Source organism: Olleya sp. KKT75 (assembly GCF_055635485.1).
Genome location: NZ_CM145759.1, coordinates 1,228,268 through 1,247,298 on the forward strand (window position 1 = coordinate 1,228,268; position 19,031 = coordinate 1,247,298).

The 19,031-nt window shown below is 31.5% G+C and carries 17 protein-coding genes; 3 read left to right on the plus strand and 14 right to left on the minus strand.

All coding sequences use genetic code 11. The features are described 5' to 3' along the window. Window positions 1-20: 20 nt before the first annotated feature. Window positions 21-629 carry a DUF4254 domain-containing protein gene (locus ACZ2G2_RS05470; protein ID WP_470394396.1) on the minus strand — a complete coding sequence of 203 codons (609 nt, stop codon included), beginning with the start codon at window positions 627-629 and terminating at the stop codon, window positions 21-23. A gap of 111 nt (window positions 630-740) precedes the next feature. Here ACZ2G2_RS05470 and upp point away from each other — a divergent pair, with 111 nt between their 5' ends. Continuing rightward, entirely contained in the window at window positions 741-1,400 is a 660-nt protein-coding gene (gene upp / locus ACZ2G2_RS05475) for a uracil phosphoribosyltransferase (protein WP_090837215.1), read from the plus strand. On the opposite strand, the gene ACZ2G2_RS05480 is transcribed toward upp, so the two are convergent. Continuing rightward, on the minus strand, window positions 1,389-2,312 hold the full coding sequence (locus tag ACZ2G2_RS05480; protein ID WP_470394398.1) for a DUF6427 family protein: 924 nt from the start codon (window positions 2,310-2,312) through the stop codon (window positions 1,389-1,391). The two genes, upp and ACZ2G2_RS05480, sit on opposite strands and share 12 nt — an antisense overlap. 46 nt (window positions 2,313-2,358) lie before the next feature. Between ACZ2G2_RS05480 and ACZ2G2_RS05485 the strand changes: the two genes are divergently transcribed. Beyond that, window positions 2,359-2,586 carry a DUF6341 family protein gene (locus ACZ2G2_RS05485; RefSeq protein WP_090837210.1) on the plus strand — a complete coding sequence of 76 codons (228 nt, stop codon included), beginning with the start codon at window positions 2,359-2,361 and terminating at the stop codon, window positions 2,584-2,586. A gap of 3 nt (window positions 2,587-2,589) precedes the next feature. On the opposite strand, the gene purD is transcribed toward ACZ2G2_RS05485, so the two are convergent. Next, entirely contained in the window at window positions 2,590-3,861 is a 1,272-nt protein-coding gene (purD, locus tag ACZ2G2_RS05490; RefSeq protein ID WP_470394399.1) for a phosphoribosylamine--glycine ligase, read from the minus strand. 112 nt (window positions 3,862-3,973) lie between these two features. On the opposite strand from purD, the gene ACZ2G2_RS05495 reads away from it, so the two are divergent. Next, window positions 3,974-5,281: a phenylacetate--CoA ligase family protein gene (locus tag ACZ2G2_RS05495; protein ID WP_470394401.1), complete on the plus strand. Its 1,308-nt coding sequence runs from the start codon at window positions 3,974-3,976 to the stop codon at window positions 5,279-5,281. A 1-nt stretch (window position 5,282) separates the two neighbouring features. Here the strand turns inward: ACZ2G2_RS05495 and ACZ2G2_RS05500 are convergent, their stop codons facing one another. The 11 genes from ACZ2G2_RS05500 to ACZ2G2_RS05550 all read right to left on the minus strand — a co-directional run bounded on the left by ACZ2G2_RS05500 (window position 5,283) and on the right by ACZ2G2_RS05550 (window position 19,029). After that, window positions 5,283-7,967: a carboxypeptidase-like regulatory domain-containing protein gene (locus ACZ2G2_RS05500; protein ID WP_470394403.1), complete on the minus strand. Its 2,685-nt coding sequence runs from the start codon at window positions 7,965-7,967 to the stop codon at window positions 5,283-5,285. Further along, window positions 7,949-8,776 carry a GLPGLI family protein gene (locus tag ACZ2G2_RS05505; RefSeq protein ID WP_470394404.1) on the minus strand — a complete coding sequence of 276 codons (828 nt, stop codon included), beginning with the start codon at window positions 8,774-8,776 and terminating at the stop codon, window positions 7,949-7,951. Before ACZ2G2_RS05505 ends, ACZ2G2_RS05500 begins: the two co-directional genes overlap by 19 nt. A gap of 92 nt (window positions 8,777-8,868) precedes the next feature. Continuing rightward, window positions 8,869-9,645 (minus strand): GLPGLI family protein, encoded by a 777-nt coding sequence (locus ACZ2G2_RS05510; protein ID WP_470394406.1) that lies wholly within the window; start codon window positions 9,643-9,645, stop codon window positions 8,869-8,871. Window positions 9,646-9,655: 10 nt separating this feature from the next. Continuing rightward, on the minus strand, window positions 9,656-10,411 hold the full coding sequence (locus ACZ2G2_RS05515) for a GLPGLI family protein (RefSeq protein ID WP_470394408.1): 756 nt from the start codon (window positions 10,409-10,411) through the stop codon (window positions 9,656-9,658). A gap of 388 nt (window positions 10,412-10,799) precedes the next feature. Next, entirely contained in the window at window positions 10,800-11,573 is a 774-nt protein-coding gene (locus ACZ2G2_RS05520) for a glycosyltransferase family 2 protein (RefSeq protein WP_090837201.1), read from the minus strand. Between the two features lie 3 nt (window positions 11,574-11,576). Further along, window positions 11,577-12,986 carry an exopolysaccharide biosynthesis polyprenyl glycosylphosphotransferase gene (locus ACZ2G2_RS05525; RefSeq protein WP_470394410.1) on the minus strand — a complete coding sequence of 470 codons (1,410 nt, stop codon included), beginning with the start codon at window positions 12,984-12,986 and terminating at the stop codon, window positions 11,577-11,579. A gap of 6 nt (window positions 12,987-12,992) precedes the next feature. Then, a complete protein-coding gene (locus tag ACZ2G2_RS05530; RefSeq protein ID WP_470394411.1) occupies window positions 12,993-13,982 on the minus strand; it encodes a UDP-glucuronic acid decarboxylase family protein in 990 nt (329 codons plus the stop codon). Beyond that, window positions 13,983-15,281: a UDP-glucose dehydrogenase family protein gene (locus tag ACZ2G2_RS05535; RefSeq protein WP_470394413.1), complete on the minus strand. Its 1,299-nt coding sequence runs from the start codon at window positions 15,279-15,281 to the stop codon at window positions 13,983-13,985. Window positions 15,282-15,287: 6 nt separating this feature from the next. Next, a complete protein-coding gene (locus tag ACZ2G2_RS05540) occupies window positions 15,288-17,249 on the minus strand; it encodes a polysaccharide biosynthesis protein (RefSeq protein WP_470394415.1) in 1,962 nt (653 codons plus the stop codon). A 98-nt stretch (window positions 17,250-17,347) separates the two neighbouring features. Further along, entirely contained in the window at window positions 17,348-18,475 is a 1,128-nt protein-coding gene (locus ACZ2G2_RS05545) for a DegT/DnrJ/EryC1/StrS family aminotransferase (RefSeq protein ID WP_470394416.1), read from the minus strand. Further along, window positions 18,472-19,029, minus strand: coding sequence for a sugar transferase (locus tag ACZ2G2_RS05550; protein WP_470394418.1), 558 nt, complete (start codon window positions 19,027-19,029; stop codon window positions 18,472-18,474). Before ACZ2G2_RS05550 ends, ACZ2G2_RS05545 begins: the two co-directional genes overlap by 4 nt. Between the last annotated feature and the right edge of the window lie 2 nt (window positions 19,030-19,031).

The window sequence follows — 19,031 nt, forward strand, 5'->3', positions numbered from 1 at the left end:
TAAAAGACAAGTGTGTCTTATTATTTTTGATTTCTTAATACAGGATTAAGCTCGTCGTCATTATACATTTTCATTTGCTTATACACTTTCATGTACTTGTCTCCGTTTTGGATATCCGTTAATAACGTATCAATTGCAGTACTTAAATCTACACGTTGCTCTAATAATATATCAAGCTTTATTTGACAAGCTGCTTTATGTGTCTCAGAAGCATCGGTTCTTGTTGCTTCTTCTTCCATATGGTATACTTTTAAAGCTAAAATTGATAATCTATCAACTCCCCAAGCCGGACTTTCTGTATTAATAGTCGCATCACTTTTAGGTGTTACGTTTTTATATTGTTCTAAAAAATAACTATCAATATACTCCACCATATCCGTACGATCTTGGTTAGAAGCATCAATTTTACGCTTTAACGTTAAGGCTGCAACTGGATCTATTTGTGGATCACGAATTATATCCTCGTAATGCCATTGTACAGTATCTATCCAACATTTACGGTATAAAAGGTGCTCTAATAAATGTGTAGTTTTATCATAAATATTAGTAAACGGTTGGTCCACTGTATTAATAATATGATACTTTTTTATAACGTCCTGAAATATGGTATTTGCTTTATCTGTAAACATCTTCTAATTTTTAAGACTGTAAAATTACATAAATTAAAATGAATTTTAGTTGGTACGTGTTTTGGCTTTTTAAATAATAGAGTAACTTTACTTTTTAAAGATCCAATAGTCATGCATATTCATAATTTATCAAAAGAAAATTCTATTTTAAATCAATTTATTGCTGAAATCAGAGATGTTTCTGTCCAAAATGACAGCATGCGTTTTAGACGAAACATTGAACGTATTGGTGAAGTTTTGGGTTATGAATTAAGCAAAGCTTTAGAATTTGAAACGAGATCTATTACTACTCCTTTAGCAACTATAACAACAGAAACTCCAAAAAATGATGTTGTTTTATGTTCTATACTTAGAGCAGGCGTCCCATTACACAATGGACTACTTAACTATTTTGACAAATCAGAAAATGCTTTTATATCTGCATACAGACATCATTTAGACAGTCCAGAAAGTTTTGAAATTGTTGTTGAGTATCTAGCGTGCCCTGATTTAACAGGAAAAACACTAATTCTTGCAGATCCCATGTTGGCTACCGGACAATCTTTAATTGCAACTTATAAAGCATTAGAGCCTTTTGGAAAACCAAAAAATGTCCATATTGTAGCTGCTATTGGCGCAGAGCCTGGTGTCGCGTTTTTAGAAGAAAATCTACCAGAAGACACTAATCTATGGATTGCTGCAATAGATCAAAGCTTAAATAACAAAGGCTATATTGTTCCTGGTTTAGGAGATGCTGGAGACTTAGCGTTTGGTGCAAAACTACAACACTAATAACACCACAGGTATAATAATTAGTAGTCCTAAAAAGACTTCTTTAAACCACTTTTCCTCAATAGTTTCTATGTAGTTGGTAATAATAACTGCTAATGGTGCAAATAGGAACAAAAATTCGCTACCATTTTTTTGAGGTGCAAATACCGTTATTGCTGCAGCAAACATGCATGAAAAAAATAGTAATTTATAAGATGGCCTGAAGCTTCGCATTTTTTTTCTAATATCTTTTAGATAAAATAAAGACGACCATATTCCAAAAGAAAGCAACATGGTTATAACAGTTATAAACTGAAGCGAGTTATAATTACTAAAATCAAAATTAACTGCTGGGTTAATGTGTAGTGCTAAAAAATAATCATCGTAAAAAATTATAGAATAGCAAATAGCCAAAACAGCAACTGCTGCCAAACCTAAAAACGGAACCAAATAGTGTTTTACTGTGGTTTCAGAAAACAATAATAATGCGATAAATATTAATGGGAAAAATACAATTGCCCAAAAATAAAACAACGTCGCAATACCAATTAGCAAACTTGTGTCAAACAGTTTTTTAATAACTTCTTTCTTAGACCTAACACTAATTAAACGCCTCAAGGCTAACAATATAAAAAAGTTAGATACCATGATTTTGTAATCCGAAAACACCTGAGGTATAGCCAGAAAAAACAAAGCAAATAGTAAAATTTCGTAGTTATTTTGTTGTGATAATAAGTTTTTTGATACTATAAAATCAAGCACTAAAATTGACAAAAAAGCGATTAAAAAAACCCCTCCTAAAACCCAAATAACAAGTTCCTGACCTACTACATTTGGATACTTAAAAGGCAACAATAAACAAGCAATTAGTGTAATACTAAAAACAATTAAAAAATTAATTGGTTTGGATTTGCTAAAAATAGTTGTAATCATTAACTCTTTTTGTATTTTTGTATTATAAATATACTATTATATAATTATGAAAGATTTTTTTGAAGCTATACAAAGCCTATTTGTTGACGTATTATTTGCTCCTTTTGACATGCTAAAAGCATTAGAATTAGAAAATTGGTGGGCAGCAAACTTTATGTCTTGGATTTTTATCACTATCGGATTTGTAGCTTTTGTATATTGGATGATCCAATTAAAAGGTTACGCAGCTAATAATGAAGAAGACAAAAGTATCTCTTCACACTCATATCTATAAAACTTATAGGTCAAACCCTATATCTTTTCTATAATACATCTTATCAAAGCTTAGTTTATCTATGCTTTGGTAAGATTTTTTTATGGCCTCTTCGTACGTGTTTCCATAACTAGTTACAGCCATAACACGACCTCCAGAGGTTACAATAGCGCCATCTTTATTTTGTGCTCCTGCATGAAACACAATAGAATCGGTTACGTTTTCTACTCCTGTAATTACTTTTCCTTTTTGATACGCTTCCGGATAACCACCAGACACTAGCATAATTGTAGTTGCAGCTCTTGGGTCTACATCAATAGTAATTTGATCTAACGTTTGGTTAGCAATTGCTTGAAAAACCTCAACCAAATCATTTTTAAGTCTTGGTAAAACCACTTCCGTTTCAGGATCACCCAAACGCACGTTATACTCAATAACCTTAGGCTCATCTCCTACTTTTATCAATCCAATAAATACAAACCCTTTGTATGGTAAATTATCTTTTTGTAAACCAGCAATCGTTGGTTTAACCACTTGCTCTTCTACTTTATCTAAAAACGCTTGGTTAGCAAAAGGCACTGGAGACACTGCTCCCATTCCTCCTGTATTTAAACCTGTATCACCTTCTCCGATACGTTTATAGTCTTTAGCTGTTGGTAATACTTTATAGTTTTTACCATCTGTTAATACAAAACAACTTAATTCTATCCCGTCTAAAAATTCTTCAATAACAACTTTAGTACTTGCTTCGCCAAACTTAGCATCTACAAGCATGCTTTTTAATTCGGCTTTAGCCTCAATTAAATCATTTAAAATAACAACCCCTTTACCTGCTGCCAAACCATCTGCCTTTAATACAAAAGGAGGACTTAAAGTTTCTAAAAACGCATACCCATCTTCCACAGTTTCTTTATTAAAACTTTGGTAAGCGGCTGTCGGGATATTGTGTCTGTATAAAAACTCCTTTGCAAACTCTTTACTACCTTCTAAAGTTGCAGCTGCTTGTTGTGGTCCAATAACTGCCACATTTTTAAGTGCTTTATCTGCCAAGAAAAAATCATGAATACCTAATACTAAAGGATCTTCAGGACCAACCACTACCATGGTAATATTGTTGTTTAATACCACATCTTTTATCGCTTGAAAATCGGTTACACTAACAGGGACATTTTTTGCAATTTGTGCTGTTCCAGAGTTTCCTGGTGCTACAAAAAGTGAGTTACATTTTGGACTTTGTTTAAGCTTCCATGCAATTGTGTGTTCTCTTCCTCCTGATCCTAAAATTAAAATATTCATCGTAGTAATGTTGTGTTGTTGTTGTTTCCACAAAAATAATTATTTAAAAGAATTTGATTGACTTTAAATCCAATAGTTTTTTATTTCTTTATTTTACAGAAAATATATTGCATTGAAACAATTTGAATGGTCTTTACGGTTAAAAGGATTCCCTGTTAATGAAGCTAAAAAAACACAGGCTATTATTGATGGGTTTACCAAAGCTGATTATGCTAACTATTTAAGCAAACAGTTGCAGGCTATTGTTGCGTTTCATTTAGAGCATACCCCTTTTTACAAGGCATTATGTGGCGATATAAACACCTCAGATTGGCATACATTACCTGTGTTGACTAAAACCGACTTACAGCAGCCTTTGGCTGATCGTTTGTCTGACAAATACACTGTAAAAACGGTACACAAACATAAAACATCAGGCTCTTCCGGAACCCCGTTTGAATTTGCTAAAGACAACTTTGCGCATGCCATGACTTGGGTGACGTTTATGCAACGCTATAGTTGGTTTAATATTGACTTAAACACCTCTAAACAGGCGCGTTTTTATGGCATTCCGTTAGACACAAAAGCATATTATAAAGAACGGTTAAAGGATTGGTTAGGGAATCGGTTTCGGTTTTCAGTATTTGATTTGAGCGATGCTGCTTTAGACAAAGTACTGCACAAATTTATGCGTACTAAGTTTAATTACATTAACGGTTACACAAGTGCTATTGTACAATTTGCGAAATATTTAGAACGTAAAAACATTATTTTAAAAGACGTTTGTCCCACTTTAAAAGTTTGTATTGTCACTTCTGAAATGTTATTTGAAGACGACAAAAAATTGTTAGAAAAACAGTTTAATATTAGTATTGTTAACGAATACGGTGCAGCCGAATTAGGGCTAATTGCTTTTGAAGACAAAAACGATAATTGGATGGTTAACTCTAACCATTTATACATCGAAATATTAGATAATAACAATCAACCAGTACCTTTTGGTCAACCCGGTAAAATAGTAATTACAGACTTATACAACCGTGCACATCCCTTTATAAGATACGAGCTAGGCGATTTAGGGCAACTGTCCACAAAAAGCACTTTACAGCATCCAATTTTAGAATCTTTAACAGGACGCACAAGTGATTTTATTTCGCTTCCAAGCGGAAAAATTGCAGCAGGCTTAACCTTTTATTATGTGACTAAAACCGTCATGACCAAAGAAGCTAATGTAAAAGAGTTTATAATTGAACAAATTGAAATTGATACCTTTAAAATTGATTATGTTGCTACCGAAGCCTTAAGTAAAACGCAGCAAAAAGCAGTACAATTAGCAGTTGACAACTACCTTGAGCCTAATTTAAATTTGATTTTTGAACAGAAAGCTGTTTTAGAACGGGAAGTTAGTGGTAAACTGAAACAGTTTAGGTCTGGATTGTAGGTTAAAATCGGTATTCTGCCCTTAAAAGCAGCATACGTGGTAGTAACCTCACTTCTGTTGTTGAAGATCCTAAATCGCTTATAGAAAAACTAGTATACCGTTTGGTATCAAATAAGTTTTTACCGGTAATACCTAATGTTAGTTTTTTATCAATCAATTTGTATTGCGTTTCAAAATCTAAAAAATAATAGGTATTATCTGTATCTAAACTCCCAAAATGATAACGTTCGGTTTTTACTTTTGCATCAAACTTTTTACTAAAGATAAAGTTAAGATCTAAAAAAGATTGATTGTTAGTAAACTTACTATTAGCAAAGGTTTCAATTTTATTGGTTGTCCAAGCAGTACCTAAATGGTAATTAAAAACCCCTTTAAAAGCAGACCGTAATTCTAATCCATAATTATAATTACTAGACACCACTGTTCTTAAATTAGAATTGTTTACTACGTTTTTAAACTCGTTTTTAGTATACCCTAAATCTAACTTAACATTAGACGACATAAACTTAAAGTAGTAATCAAACTTGGTGTTAATAGTTAAAAACTGACTGTCTTTAATAAGTGTTTTCTGGGACTGCGTATAGTTTTGATTAATTAGCGTGTTGGTTGACAAAAAATTATGGTTTTTAGTATAAAGCACCAAGGTGTTTGCAAAAAACCGATTTGCCCAATTACCTAATTGATAATTAAGCATCATACTAGAGGCTTTTAACTGGTTAAACGTATTTGTGCCTTTACTAAACGATCTAAATCCTGTTAACACATAATCACTGTACACGTCTAATACATTGGCATTAGTCGTATTGTAAGTATAAGTGGTTAGTATTTTATTATTACTATTTATAGTCCACTCTGCACCTAGACTTGGATTAATATAAAAAGGGGTTTGTTGGGTAGACGTATTGTTACTGCGCAATGTATTAAACAACTGATGCGCTTCAAGGTTACCACTAAATGAAATATTATCTAGTTTTATCCTGTATTTGCTTTTAAAATATAAATCGTTAACCTGATATTTAGTCTGATTTTGATACTCTATTGGCTGATGTAACGACACATTATCTTCCAATAGTGTAAAACTAGTGTTTAATTTATCCTCTCTAAACTGGTTACCAAGTTGCAACTCTAATAAATGTCCATTTGATTTACGGTCTAAAACATGTGCATTTACACCAACAAACTGCATTTGGTTATTACTAACCTGAAAGACATTATTTGCAGTATTATACTCCGGAAATAAATCTTGATATAAAAACTGATTTATAGTATAATTTTGTGGCTTTTTTTCGGTTATAAATCGACCAGTAAGCAACAGTACCTTTTTGTCTTTAAACTTATTAGTATAATTTATTTTTTGATCAAAAAAAGTATTGTTTTGTTCTAAATTTTGAAGTGTAGACACACCATTAAATACTAAATTAGCATCATTATTATAATTTCCATTATTGTACTTTGTAGTGGACTCTAACATTTTAGTCTTAGAAGGCTTGTAAATAAAATCCAACTTCCCAAAAGCTAATTGTCTTTTATTATCCAACTTATAATCTTCCGTGTTAGTAAAACTGTTTGTATTGGTGGTAATATTATCCACTTGATTTCTAAAAAAAGAGGTTTCATCCCAATTAAAAAATCCTAACGTTTTTATCTTTAATTTATCCGATGGGTTAAATATGGCATTTAAAGAGACTAACTCGGCATTATTAAAATTGGTGCGTTCTTTTTTAAAATTAGAATCCGAATCCGATAACCCTATTAAATTACCAACCGACTGGTTATCTCCGATACTTGCTGGCTGATTAAACCTAAATGGTTTTATTAATTGCTGAATGTCTCCAGTAGCATTATATCCAATACTATTGGCATTAGCTAAAAAATAGTATTTATTTTTCTTTCCAAAATTCATTAAATTGGCCTTGTATTGATAAAAACTATCGTTACCAACATTAGCTTCTAGATTACCAAACCAAATGCGTTTTGACTTATCGTTTAATTTTAAGTTTAAAGCCACCTTATCGCTTTCTTCAATGCCTTTAAGTAAATGGTTGTTGGAGTAGTTTTGCAACACCTCGACCGCTTCTATGGGATAAGCAGGCATGTTTTTGGATAATATTTTATACCCTTTTTCAAAAAGATCATCACCATCAATCATTAGTTTTTCAATCTCTTTATTACCAACTTTTATAGTGCCCTCAATATCTACAGTTAAACCGGGTATTATTTTTAATAAATCTTCAACTGTTTGCTCGTTGCCTTTAGTAAAAAATTTAGTTTTAAATGTTATGGTGTCTTTTTTAATAACTATTGCACGTTCCGACTTAATAACAACCTCGTCCAGCGTAAATGGTTGTTCTTCCAACACGACGTTTATGGTCTTATTGTGTTGACCCTCTTTTAAAACTAACGGTACAATTTTAGTTTTATATCCTAAGGCATTAAAAACCATATTAAATTGACCTTGGTTTTGGGCTACCAACTTATAGTTTCCATTATTGTCTGAGTACGTGTAACTAATTATACGATTGGATAGTGTGTCTTTTATTGTAACACTAACAGAATACAAACTACCATTACTATCTGATACAGCACCAGACAACGTTGTCTGCCCAAAGCCAATGGTTTGGAACACTAACAGTAATGTTATAAAAATTAGTTTTTTCAATATTACTATCATTTTTTGTCTTCCCATTCAAACAATAACTCACGTCCTTGCCTTTTATTAAAGGTGTCTACTGAAACATTTGCCCCTCTGTCTTGTCTTGATTTTAGATTATTTTTAAAGTTATTCATCTTTTTATTAAACACCTCTGCTCTTAATGCTACAAACGCTTTTAAATCTATGTTTACATCATGCTTATCTTGATTAAGCGTTTTTTCATTAATTACTTTTTTACTTATTTGAGTTACAATCCATTCAAACTTATGTGTTTCGTCATACATATCTAAAATTAAACCTGGTAATCCATGAAATTTCCATGGTCCGAAAGTAATGGCAATATCATTGGTATACCATGCTATATAATTACGACCTCTAAAACTTGTTGTTGCTTTATTACATATATATGTGCCTATTTTAAGGGTGTCGGCATGGCTTAGATCCCATTCCAATTTTGGGAGTGCTTCCGTTACTAAATACAAACTATTGTCAAACGTTATAGTCTCTGTAGAGGATAGCTTATTTGTATTAAGGTTTATATAGTTTCGTTTTATGACATTTTTTTTACCAACAACAATAGTTTCGTTTATTTCCGAATCATCCCGATCGTCTTTTGTTGCTTTATCTTCATCAAAAGGCATTTCGTAATAATTAGATTTATTTTCTTTTAGGTACGGTATTAAAATTCCTTTTTTAGAGAGAGGAATATAATTATTGAAATTAACCGTGTATTCTATTTGGTATTGGTTGTTCAGGGTATCTATTTTAGTAGCTCCCTCGTTGTTTTGAGCCCTAGTTAGACTAACAAAACATAAAAATATTATTAAAATGTTGATTTTCACAACTATTATATTTCATTTTAAACAGCTGCAGACATAACAAATAGCATACTGCTGCTGTTTAATTATAAATTAACCAAATAAATTAATTGTTTTTATTCATAGCATTTATTTGATTTGTCAATATCATTAAAGTTCAGTTCTATTTTATTAAGTTTAATTTCTACATTTATTTTTGCACCTCTAGATGCAATAGATTCTAGTCTTTTTTTTAAGTTCATTTCTAATTTTTTTTCTTTCTCTAAGTATTCATTTAGGCATATAGAATTATTTATAGATTCTTTAAATTTATACTTTTTGTTATATTGAATTTTCCTTAATAGGAATTCAATTTCATTATTTGAGTCAGTTACTTTTACAATTAATCCTGGTAAACCATTTAATTTCCATGGTCCAAAAGAAGTAGGGATTTTAGTTGTAAACCATGCTTGATATACTCTTCCTCTAAATTCGGCTATTGCATTATTACATAAAAATTCACCAATTTTTTTTGTTTTATCTGTAAGTTCCCAATTTAATGACGGGATCATTTCGTGTGTGTAATAAAAGTCTTTTTTGGTAAGTAAGTTTTTTTGTTTCTCGAATAATATTTTTTTTCTTTTTAGTGTATATATTTTATGTTTAATAGTATCCTTTATAACTAATCTTATTTTCATGTTCTCTCCATCTTCTATATTTTCAAAACCCTCTTCGGTTTCATAATAAATAAAAGCAGAACTTTCATTATTAAAATATAAAGTAGATTTGAATGTTTTTGTTTCTTCAAAATTTAATCGCATATTATATTCAGCATAAATGTACGTGCTGTCATTTTGCGCATAAATTTGTATCCATAAACAGTTAAAAAGTATTAAGTAATAAATAAGTTTCATTTTAAAAAATTTAATCATTTGTTATTGAACCTTCCCATTCGTAACTAATTTCTTGTTGGGTATTTCTATTTGGCAGATTCATCTCAACCGTACTGTTTCTTGGCAATTTAGACCTCATTTTTTTTTCGATGTCTTTCAAATACTGTGGTTTGGCTTTAATAAAACTTTGAAGTTCCATGGCTTCATCTGTATTAATTGAATCTATTATCACTGGAGACATACTAACTTTTTTTGCTCGATAACTAACTATATTCTGCTCATCATTAGCCTCTAAAATCAATCCTGGTAAGCCTTGTAATTTCCATGGGCCAAATCTGACTGGAATATCTTGCGTAAACCAAGCATGATAAGTCCTTCCTCTAAATTTTCCAATAGCCAACTGACACTTAAATTCTCCAATTATTTTGGTACTGTCTTGAAGCTTCCATGGAACAACAGTTGTTTTTTCTTTTGTAATAGGTGTTTGTTTAAAGAATATTTCTTGATTAAATAATGAGTCTTTTTCCAAATCATTTAAAACAAAGCGATCAGTCTTTGATCTCAAAATGACTGTCAAACCACCTGTTTCCTCATCAGTAGTCATTTCTGAATCACCTTCAACCTTTTTAAGCGCTGTAAATATAGATTGTGTCGCATTAAAACGTAACGTTTTAACAGTATGAAACTCCCCTAAGAAATTTTTACTGACATCATACTCCACATATCCGCTAGTTTGACAGAAGGTATTTACAGAAAACAAAAGACATATAGCAATAACTTTATACATGTTTCTAGTGTTTGTTTAGATTAGAAATAACAACATAGCTATTACATAAGTACTATAAAGGCATGTCTAATCCGTATTTAAATTGACACGACGCATCAAATAAACACAGTGTGTCAACCAAAAATTAAAATACTAGCGCTAGTTAAATTAAAATGCGTCAAAAATTGGTTTTTTAATGACTAAATCAAACGAGTTTCTAATTGACAAAGCTAAACTATGTTTTTTCTTACAGATAGCTAATAAATTAATCGATTTTTTTATGCCTTTTATCGAAAATATGCTGTTTCGCTCAATTCTTGCTGTGGTAAAAACCGCACCTTGCTGTTTTTGATGATGTTACGGTTGTAAAACGTGATGTGTTTTTGTGATTTATGAAGTACTTTTTAATTTACTTTGTAGATACAATCAATTTTGATTTAACAAAAAACTGTTCTCTTATAAAAATGAGCATTCGGTATAAAGATTTAAAAGTAGAAAAACCTAATCCTTTTTTATATACCCAATAATTATGCTGCAACAACTCTATTTTATTTGAAGACATAGAGTCGGGTCTAACACGATAGTAAGCCAAAGACTCCTGAATACCCAGAGCAGGTTTACCGGACTTTTTAATGGCAGACAACCATAATAACCAATCTTGACGTTTACGTAGGTTAGGCGCCATTATTTTGCCTAATATTTTAGCATTATAAACACCTGTTAGGTTACCAATGTAATTGGTTTTTAAATATTTGTTATAGCTAAGCTTTGGTAATACTTTGACTAATTTATGAAGCGGTTTGCTATACTGATCAATTTGCTCATAACTAGTGTAAGACACTGCGCAATTATTAGCTAACATAAACTTAATTTGAACTTCCAATTTATTAGGCTTCCACAAATCGTCAGCATCCAAAAAAGCAATAAAATCTCCACTAGCAGCAGTAATCCCTTTGTTTCTGGAGACTGCCGCACCAGCATTGGTTTGGTTTTTTAAGACTATAATATTAGAATACTTATTACTGTACTTATTAGCTAATGCTAGAGTATTATCTGTAGAGCAATCGTCTATTAATAACAACTCCCAATTAGAATAGGATTGATTTAATATACTAGCTACTGTTTCCTCTAGAAAGTCTTCTGAGTTATATATTGGTGTTATTATGGAAACTAATGGTGTCATTTATTAATAAGCTTCTTTCTGACCTCTAAAAACATTAATCATAGTTTTAAAAATGATTTTAATGTCTAATACTAGCGACCAGTTTTCGATATAATAATTATCAAATTTAATACGATTAATAATGTCTTCGTCATTTTTAATTTCGCCTCTAAACCCTCTTATTTGAGCTAATCCAGTAACACCTGGTTTTACGTTATGTCTAAAGATAAAATTATACTTATCAATTTTTTTAGAGTAGTCGTCCGTGTAAGATAACATATGAGGTCTAGGACCAACCACACTCATATCTCCTTTTAAAACGTTATAAAATTGAGGAAATTCGTCTAAACTAGTATGACGTAAAAACTTCCCGATTTCGGTAACTCTACTATCATTTTTAGTAATATAAGTCCCTTCTACTTCTTTATTAATTTTTAAAGATCTAAACTTATAACAATAAAACTCTTTATAGTTTATACCATTACGTTTGTGCTTATAAAATAATGGTCCTTTAGATTCTAACTTAATTAAAACAAACAAAATAGGTGTTAACCAAGACAAGACTAAAACAAGAATTATTAAAGCAAAAATGACATCAAAAAGGCGCTTTACAAATTTATTAAAGTCATTATTTAAAGCCACTTCAGGCATTGACAAAATAGGCAAGTAATTGTAATAGTCTGTTTTTAATCTTTTGGTAAGTAGCTTATTGGTTGTAGGTATAAATTTAATATTACAGTGATTAATCTCTGCATACTTAACGTAGTCATTAACTTGTTTTTCTGTCAGCTCGTCAATTGCACAATAAATTTCGTCAATTCCTTTGTCTTCATTTAAATACTTAAAACTCTCTTCTATATTACCAGTAAACTCGTGATTATCAGAATTAGCAAATATCCCCTTAATACTATACCCTAAAGCTTTACGTTTTGTAAACAACTGAGTCAATTCTTGCGCACCTTCACCTTTTCCAATAATAACAACACGTCTTACATTACCACTTAAAAATGTACGGAACGACTTTAAGCCATAAAAACTTACTAATTTAACGGTACTAATCCCCACAAAACAGGACAACAAATACTCTAATGTTGTATACGATTGTACATCAATACTTCTAAACACACCCATAAAAGCATATACTATTATTGTAAATGCTAAGCACTGTTTAATTATAACTGAAAAAATATTAATGGGTGATGTGTACCTATAAACTTCGTAAAATTTTAGAAAGGACGAAGATGCCAACCAAAGAATAGTGACATATATAAAGTATAATACATGTTTATTATTAAATAAATCTATCGTAAAATAATCAAGTTTTGATTGATTAAAATTGAAAAAGTAAAACGCTAAACCATTAATGACTACAAGATCAAAAATGATAAGAAAAGGTCTTAGCAACCAAGAGTACCTTCCGCGTTTATACTCCATAAGCTATTACTTGTTATAGTTTGAAAAATCTTTATGCTCGCTTTTATGTAGTTCTGCTTCAGTTAAATTTTTAAAGTAATCATACGTTTTTTTCATCCCTTCTACTCTACCTACTTTCGGCTCCCAACCTAATAGGTTTTTAGCCAAAGTAATGTCTGGTTGACGTTGCATTGGATCGTCTACAGGTAAATCTTTATATATCACCTTTTGAGTTGTTCCTGTTAGGCTAATAATCTCTTCTGCAAAATCTTTAATTGTAATTTCGTGCGGGTTACCAATATTAACAGGGTTTGCATAATCACTTAATAACAATCTATAAATACCTTCTACCTGATCTGTAACATAACAAAATGAACGTGTTTGAATACCATCTCCAAAAACAGTCAAATCTTCTCCACGAAGTGCTTGCCCCATAAATGCTGGTATTACACGACCATCATTAAGTCGCATTCTTGGTCCATAAGTGTTAAAGATTCTGACAATACGAGTCTCTAATCCATGAAACCTATGGTAAGCCATGGTTATAGACTCTTGAAAACGTTTAGCCTCATCATAAACACCTCTTGGTCCGATAGTGTTTACATTTCCATAATAATCTTCTGTTTGAGGATGTACTAATGGATCTCCGTAAACTTCAGAAGTTGATGCTATTAGTAACCTTGCTTCTTTTGCTTTAGCTAAACCTAATAAATTATGCGTCCCTAAACTACCCACTTTAAGTGTTTGGATAGGAATTTTTAAATAATCTATTGGACTTGCAGGAGATGCAAAATGAAGGATATAATCTAAATCCCCTTCTATATTTATAAAATTTGTAACATCATGCTGAATAAAAAGAAAGCTTGAATTTGAAGACAAATGCGCTAAGTTTTTTGAATCCCCTGTTATAAAATTATCCATTCCGATAACAAAATACCCTTCGGCAAGAAACCGATCGCATAAATGTGACCCTAAAAAACCTGCTGCTCCTGTAATTAAAACTCTTTTTTGACTCATTTATCTTCCTATTGACACATATTTAAACCCTTCGTTTATGACGTCTTTAACATCGTACAAATTACGACCATCAAAAATGGTTGGGCTTGACATTACCGTTTTCATTTTACTAAAATCTGGTGTTCTAAAGATACTCCACTCTGTTGAAATAATTAAAGCATCAGCGTTTTTTAACGCATCGTACATACTATCTGCAAAGTTAATTTTATCTCCTAATTTACGTTTAACATTTGGCATAGCCTCAGGATCAAATGCGGTAATATTACAACCCGCTTCTAAAAGGGCATCAATCATGTATAATGATGGCGCTTCTCGAATGTCATCTGTTTCTGGTTTAAAGGCTAATCCCCAAACAGCTATGTTTTTTCCTTTTAAATCATTATTAAAATGAGATTCTATTTTAGGAATTAACACCAATTTTTGTCGTGCATTAACGTTAATTACTGCATCTAATATTTTAAAGTTATAATTGTTATCTAATCCAGATTTATGAAGTGCTTTTACATCTTTTGGAAAACAGGATCCTCCGTAACCAATTCCTGGAAACAAGAAACGTTTACCAATTCTAGAGTCTGTACCCATACCAATTCTAACCTTGTCTACATCTGCACCTACTTTTTCGCAAAAGTTAGCAATCTCGTTCATAAACGTGATTTTAGCTGCTAAAAACGAGTTAGACGCATACTTGGTTAGCTCTGCCGACTTTTCATCCATAATAATTATTGGATTACCTGACCTCACATAGGGCTTGTAAAGCTTTTGCATAAGCGCTGTGGCACGATCACTACTTGACCCCACAACGATGCGTTCTGGCTTTAGAAAGTCGTCTACAGCAAATCCTTCTCTTAAAAATTCTGGGTTAGATACGACATCAAAATCTACTTTTGCGTGTTTGGCTATCGCTGCTTTTACTTTATCTGAAGTACCTACTGGAACAGTACTTTTATCTACAATGACTTTGTAATCTTTAATTAACTTTCCGATGTCATCTGCTACACCTAGAATATATTTTAAATCAGCAGATCCATCTTCGTCTTCAGGCGTGGGTAATGCTAAAAATATAATATCACCGTGCTCTAAACCTTCTTCTAAATTAGTTGAAAATTTAAGTCTATTGGCTTTAATGTTTCTTTCAAACAATACATCCAAATGAGGCTCGTAAATTGGCACCTCTCCAGCTTGCATTTGTTTTACTTTATCTTGATCTATATCTATACAAAGTACTTCGTTACCTGTTTCGGCCAAACATGTTCCTGTCACTAAACCTACGTAACCTGTACCAATTACTGCTATTTTCATTATGTATTATACTATTTTTTTATCAAAAACTTCGAAATCTGAATTCATACTTAAAAATTCAGGTACTATTTCTTTCATTTTTATGACTATCGCGTTTTTATTGTCCTCATTTGCAATTGCGATTAATTCTAAAACATCTTTCTCGATCTGCATATGAGAGCAATTTTCCACCTTAGCAATCATGATTTTTTCATTATAAGTTGGAAGTGTTGTCGATTTATCGCTCAATAGTTCTTCGTAAAGTTTTTCTCCAGGCCTTAAACCGACTACTTTTATGTCTATTTCTTTGTACGGTGTAAATCCTGCTAATCTGATAATTTTTTTAGCTAGATCAATAATCTTAACCGCCTCTCCCATATCAAAAATAAAGATCTCTCCACCATTACCCATTGCACCTGCTTCTAAAACTAATTGGCAGGCTTCGGGAATAGTCATGAAATATCTAATAATATCAGGATGCGTAATTGTTAATGGACCACCTTCTTCTATTTGACGTTTAAATAAGGGCACTACAGAACCATTACTTCCCAATACGTTTCCAAAACGAGTCGTTACAAAATGTGTTTGACATTTTTTTTCAGAAGCCACCTTGTTTTGTAACGCTTGGATATAGATTTCGGCAATCCGTTTAGAAGCTCCCATAACATTACTAGGGTTTACAGCTTTATCCGTAGATACCATGACAAATTTTTCAGCATTAAAACGACAGGATAAATCAGCTACATTTTTAGTACCTAATACGTTAGCAAATATAGCTTCAGATGGGTGTCTTTCCATTAAAGGAACGTGCTTATAAGCTGCTGCATGATACACTACCTGTGGTTTATATTTACTAAAAACATCCTCAAGCACATCCACTTTTCTTACATCTGCAATAATAGCTTCAAATTCTAGACCAGGAAAATCATGCTTTATTTCTAACTGAATGTTATATAGAGGAGATTCAGCTTGATCTAAAATCAATAACTTACTTGGTTTATAACTTGCAACTTGCCTAGCAATCTCACTCCCTATAGAGCCAGCTCCACCAGTAACTAAAATACACTTGTTAAAAATTTCTTTAGCGACCAATTTATTATCTAACTTAATTGGATCTCTTTCTAAAATATCTTCAATTTGTATTTTCTGAATTTGATTTGAAAGCGTTGTGTTTTTCTCAATATCCGACAGTAAAGGCGCTCTAAACACCTTATAATTATATTCTAAACAACTATCTACGATTTTAATATTTTCCTCTTTGGTAAGTGTGCTATCTGCTATTATTAAGGCTTGTGCATTATTTATTCTTAATAATACTGCGGTTTTGCGATTTAAGTGAGTGATTGGTAATCCTAATATTTCTTTACTTTTATTTTTACCGTCTTTATCTATAAAACCTAACACCTTATATCTAGAAGGCTTCTCTGATTTTAAAGCACTTGCTATTGCAATTGCATTTTCCCCTGTACCATAAACTAAAACATTTAATCGAGCTTCTTCTTCAGAATATTGTTGGTAAACTTCAAAGACTTGTTTCACTAAAATTCTAAATAAAAACAATCCACAAAAAGATACTATTGAATAGATAAAGAGCTGTGGTATCGAGAATAAATCTTGTCCATATAAAAACAAATAACCATAATAGACTCCCAATGCAGCCAGTAATGTTGCTAACGACGCTAAAAAGAATTTTGCAGCATCAATAAAAGTAGAATGCCTTATTAACCCCGCATAAGTCCTGAATAAAATAAAAAACAACACATTAATTAAAACTATAATAAGTTCTTCTTTAGAAAAACCTAAGTTAAAAAATGAAGCTTTCTGAATTTTGCTAACAATTATCTTTGTAAAAAACAAAGATATCATCAATATAGACGTGTCAAAACAGAGTATTGCCCACCTTGGCAGATAATTTACATTTTTAAAATCTATTCTTTTTTGACTAGATTGTAAAACCTGAAATAAAGCTTGTTTTAGTTGTTTAAACATTTTGAATTGATATAATAGACTGTAAATATCTTAAATTATAATGACATTATAACAAAAATTAAACTTAAACCACCAAGCTACTTAATGCAAGAGGTAAACTACAAAAGACTTTTAACCGCATTAACTATACGATCCAAATCAGCTTTTTGTAAGTTAGACCCACTTGGTAAACACAATCCTTTTTCAAAAAGTGTTTCACTCAATTTATCTCCAAAATATAAAGGGTTTGTAAATACAGGTTGCATATGCATTGGTTTCCATAAAGGTCTAGTCTCTATATTATCTGCATTCAGTGCGTCTTGAAACTGTGCTTTGGTAAATGGTGCCTCTTCATGAATTAAAATACAGCTTAACCAAAAATTTGAATAAAACTCTTTATTAGGTTGTTTCTGGACTTCAACCCCCTTGACATCCTTAAATAAATTAACATAAAACGCGTTCATGTCTCTTCTTAATCTAATATGCCTGTCCAATACTTCCATTTGGCCCCGACCTATTCCTGCACTAATATTACTCATTCTATAATTATAACCAATCTTAGAATGCTCATAATGTGGCGCGCTATCCCTTGCTTGAGTAGCATAAAAAACAGTTTGGTTTTTATCTTCAATAGTATTGCATACCATTGCCCCACCTCCAGAAGTTGTAATTATTTTATTACCATTAAATGAAAGTATTGAAAAATCCCCAAAAGTACCACACTTTCTTCCTTTATAGGTTGATCCTAAGGCTTCTGCAGCATCTTCAACAACTGGGATTTTATATTTTGAAGCTACTTGCAATAATTCGTTAATTTTTGAGGGCATTCCGTATAAATGAACAATAATAATAGCTTTTGGCTTTTTACCATTAGCTATTCTATCTTTGATCGCTAATTCCAGATGTTTTGGACACATATTCCATGTCTCAGGCTCGCTATCTACAAAAACGGGTGTAGCGCCTTGATAAGCTATTGGATTAGACGATCCGCAAAAAGTAAAGGTTTGGCAAATTACTTCGTCGTTTATAGCAACCCCTAATTGTACTAATGCTAGATGGATGGCTGCTGTACCAGATGATAGACAAGCTACATTTTTATCTTGCTCTAAATACCTTTCTAAATCCTTTTCAAACCCATTTACATTTGGCCCCAAAGGTGCTATCCAATTAGCATCAAAAGCTTCTTTTATATAATTTTGCTCAGTTCCTCCCATATGTGGTGAGGATAGCCATATTTTTGTGTTCATTTTCTAAAAATTATTTTAATAACCGTTTTTATTATAATCTTAATATCACCCAAAAAAGACTGTTTATAATAGTAATTTAAATTTAGTCTTAATTTATCTGGATATATAACAGAATCATTATAAAATTTTGGATTATCGTTTTTCAATAATACCTGCTCTTCATTTATATATTTTAAAGTTGCGGGACTGGTTAAGCCTGGCTTTAATTCTAAAATTTTATTAAACTCTCCTTTTAATTTATCTAAATATTCTGGTAATTCTGGTCTTGGTCCAACAAAACTCATATCTCCCTTTAAAATGTTTATTAACTGAGGTGTTTCATCTAATTTATATTTTCTTAGAAAAAATCCAACTTTATTAATAGTATTTGTCTTTAAACAAAATGTTTGTAATTTATATATGGTAAAAATCTTGCCTTTTAAACCTAATCTTTCTTGTTTAAATATGCCTGTACCTCCATTATATATTTTTGCAATAATTATTAAAAAAAACAATGGTAAAAACAACAATACCAATAATATCAAAGATAATAATTTATCAAATAAAGCTTTCATTA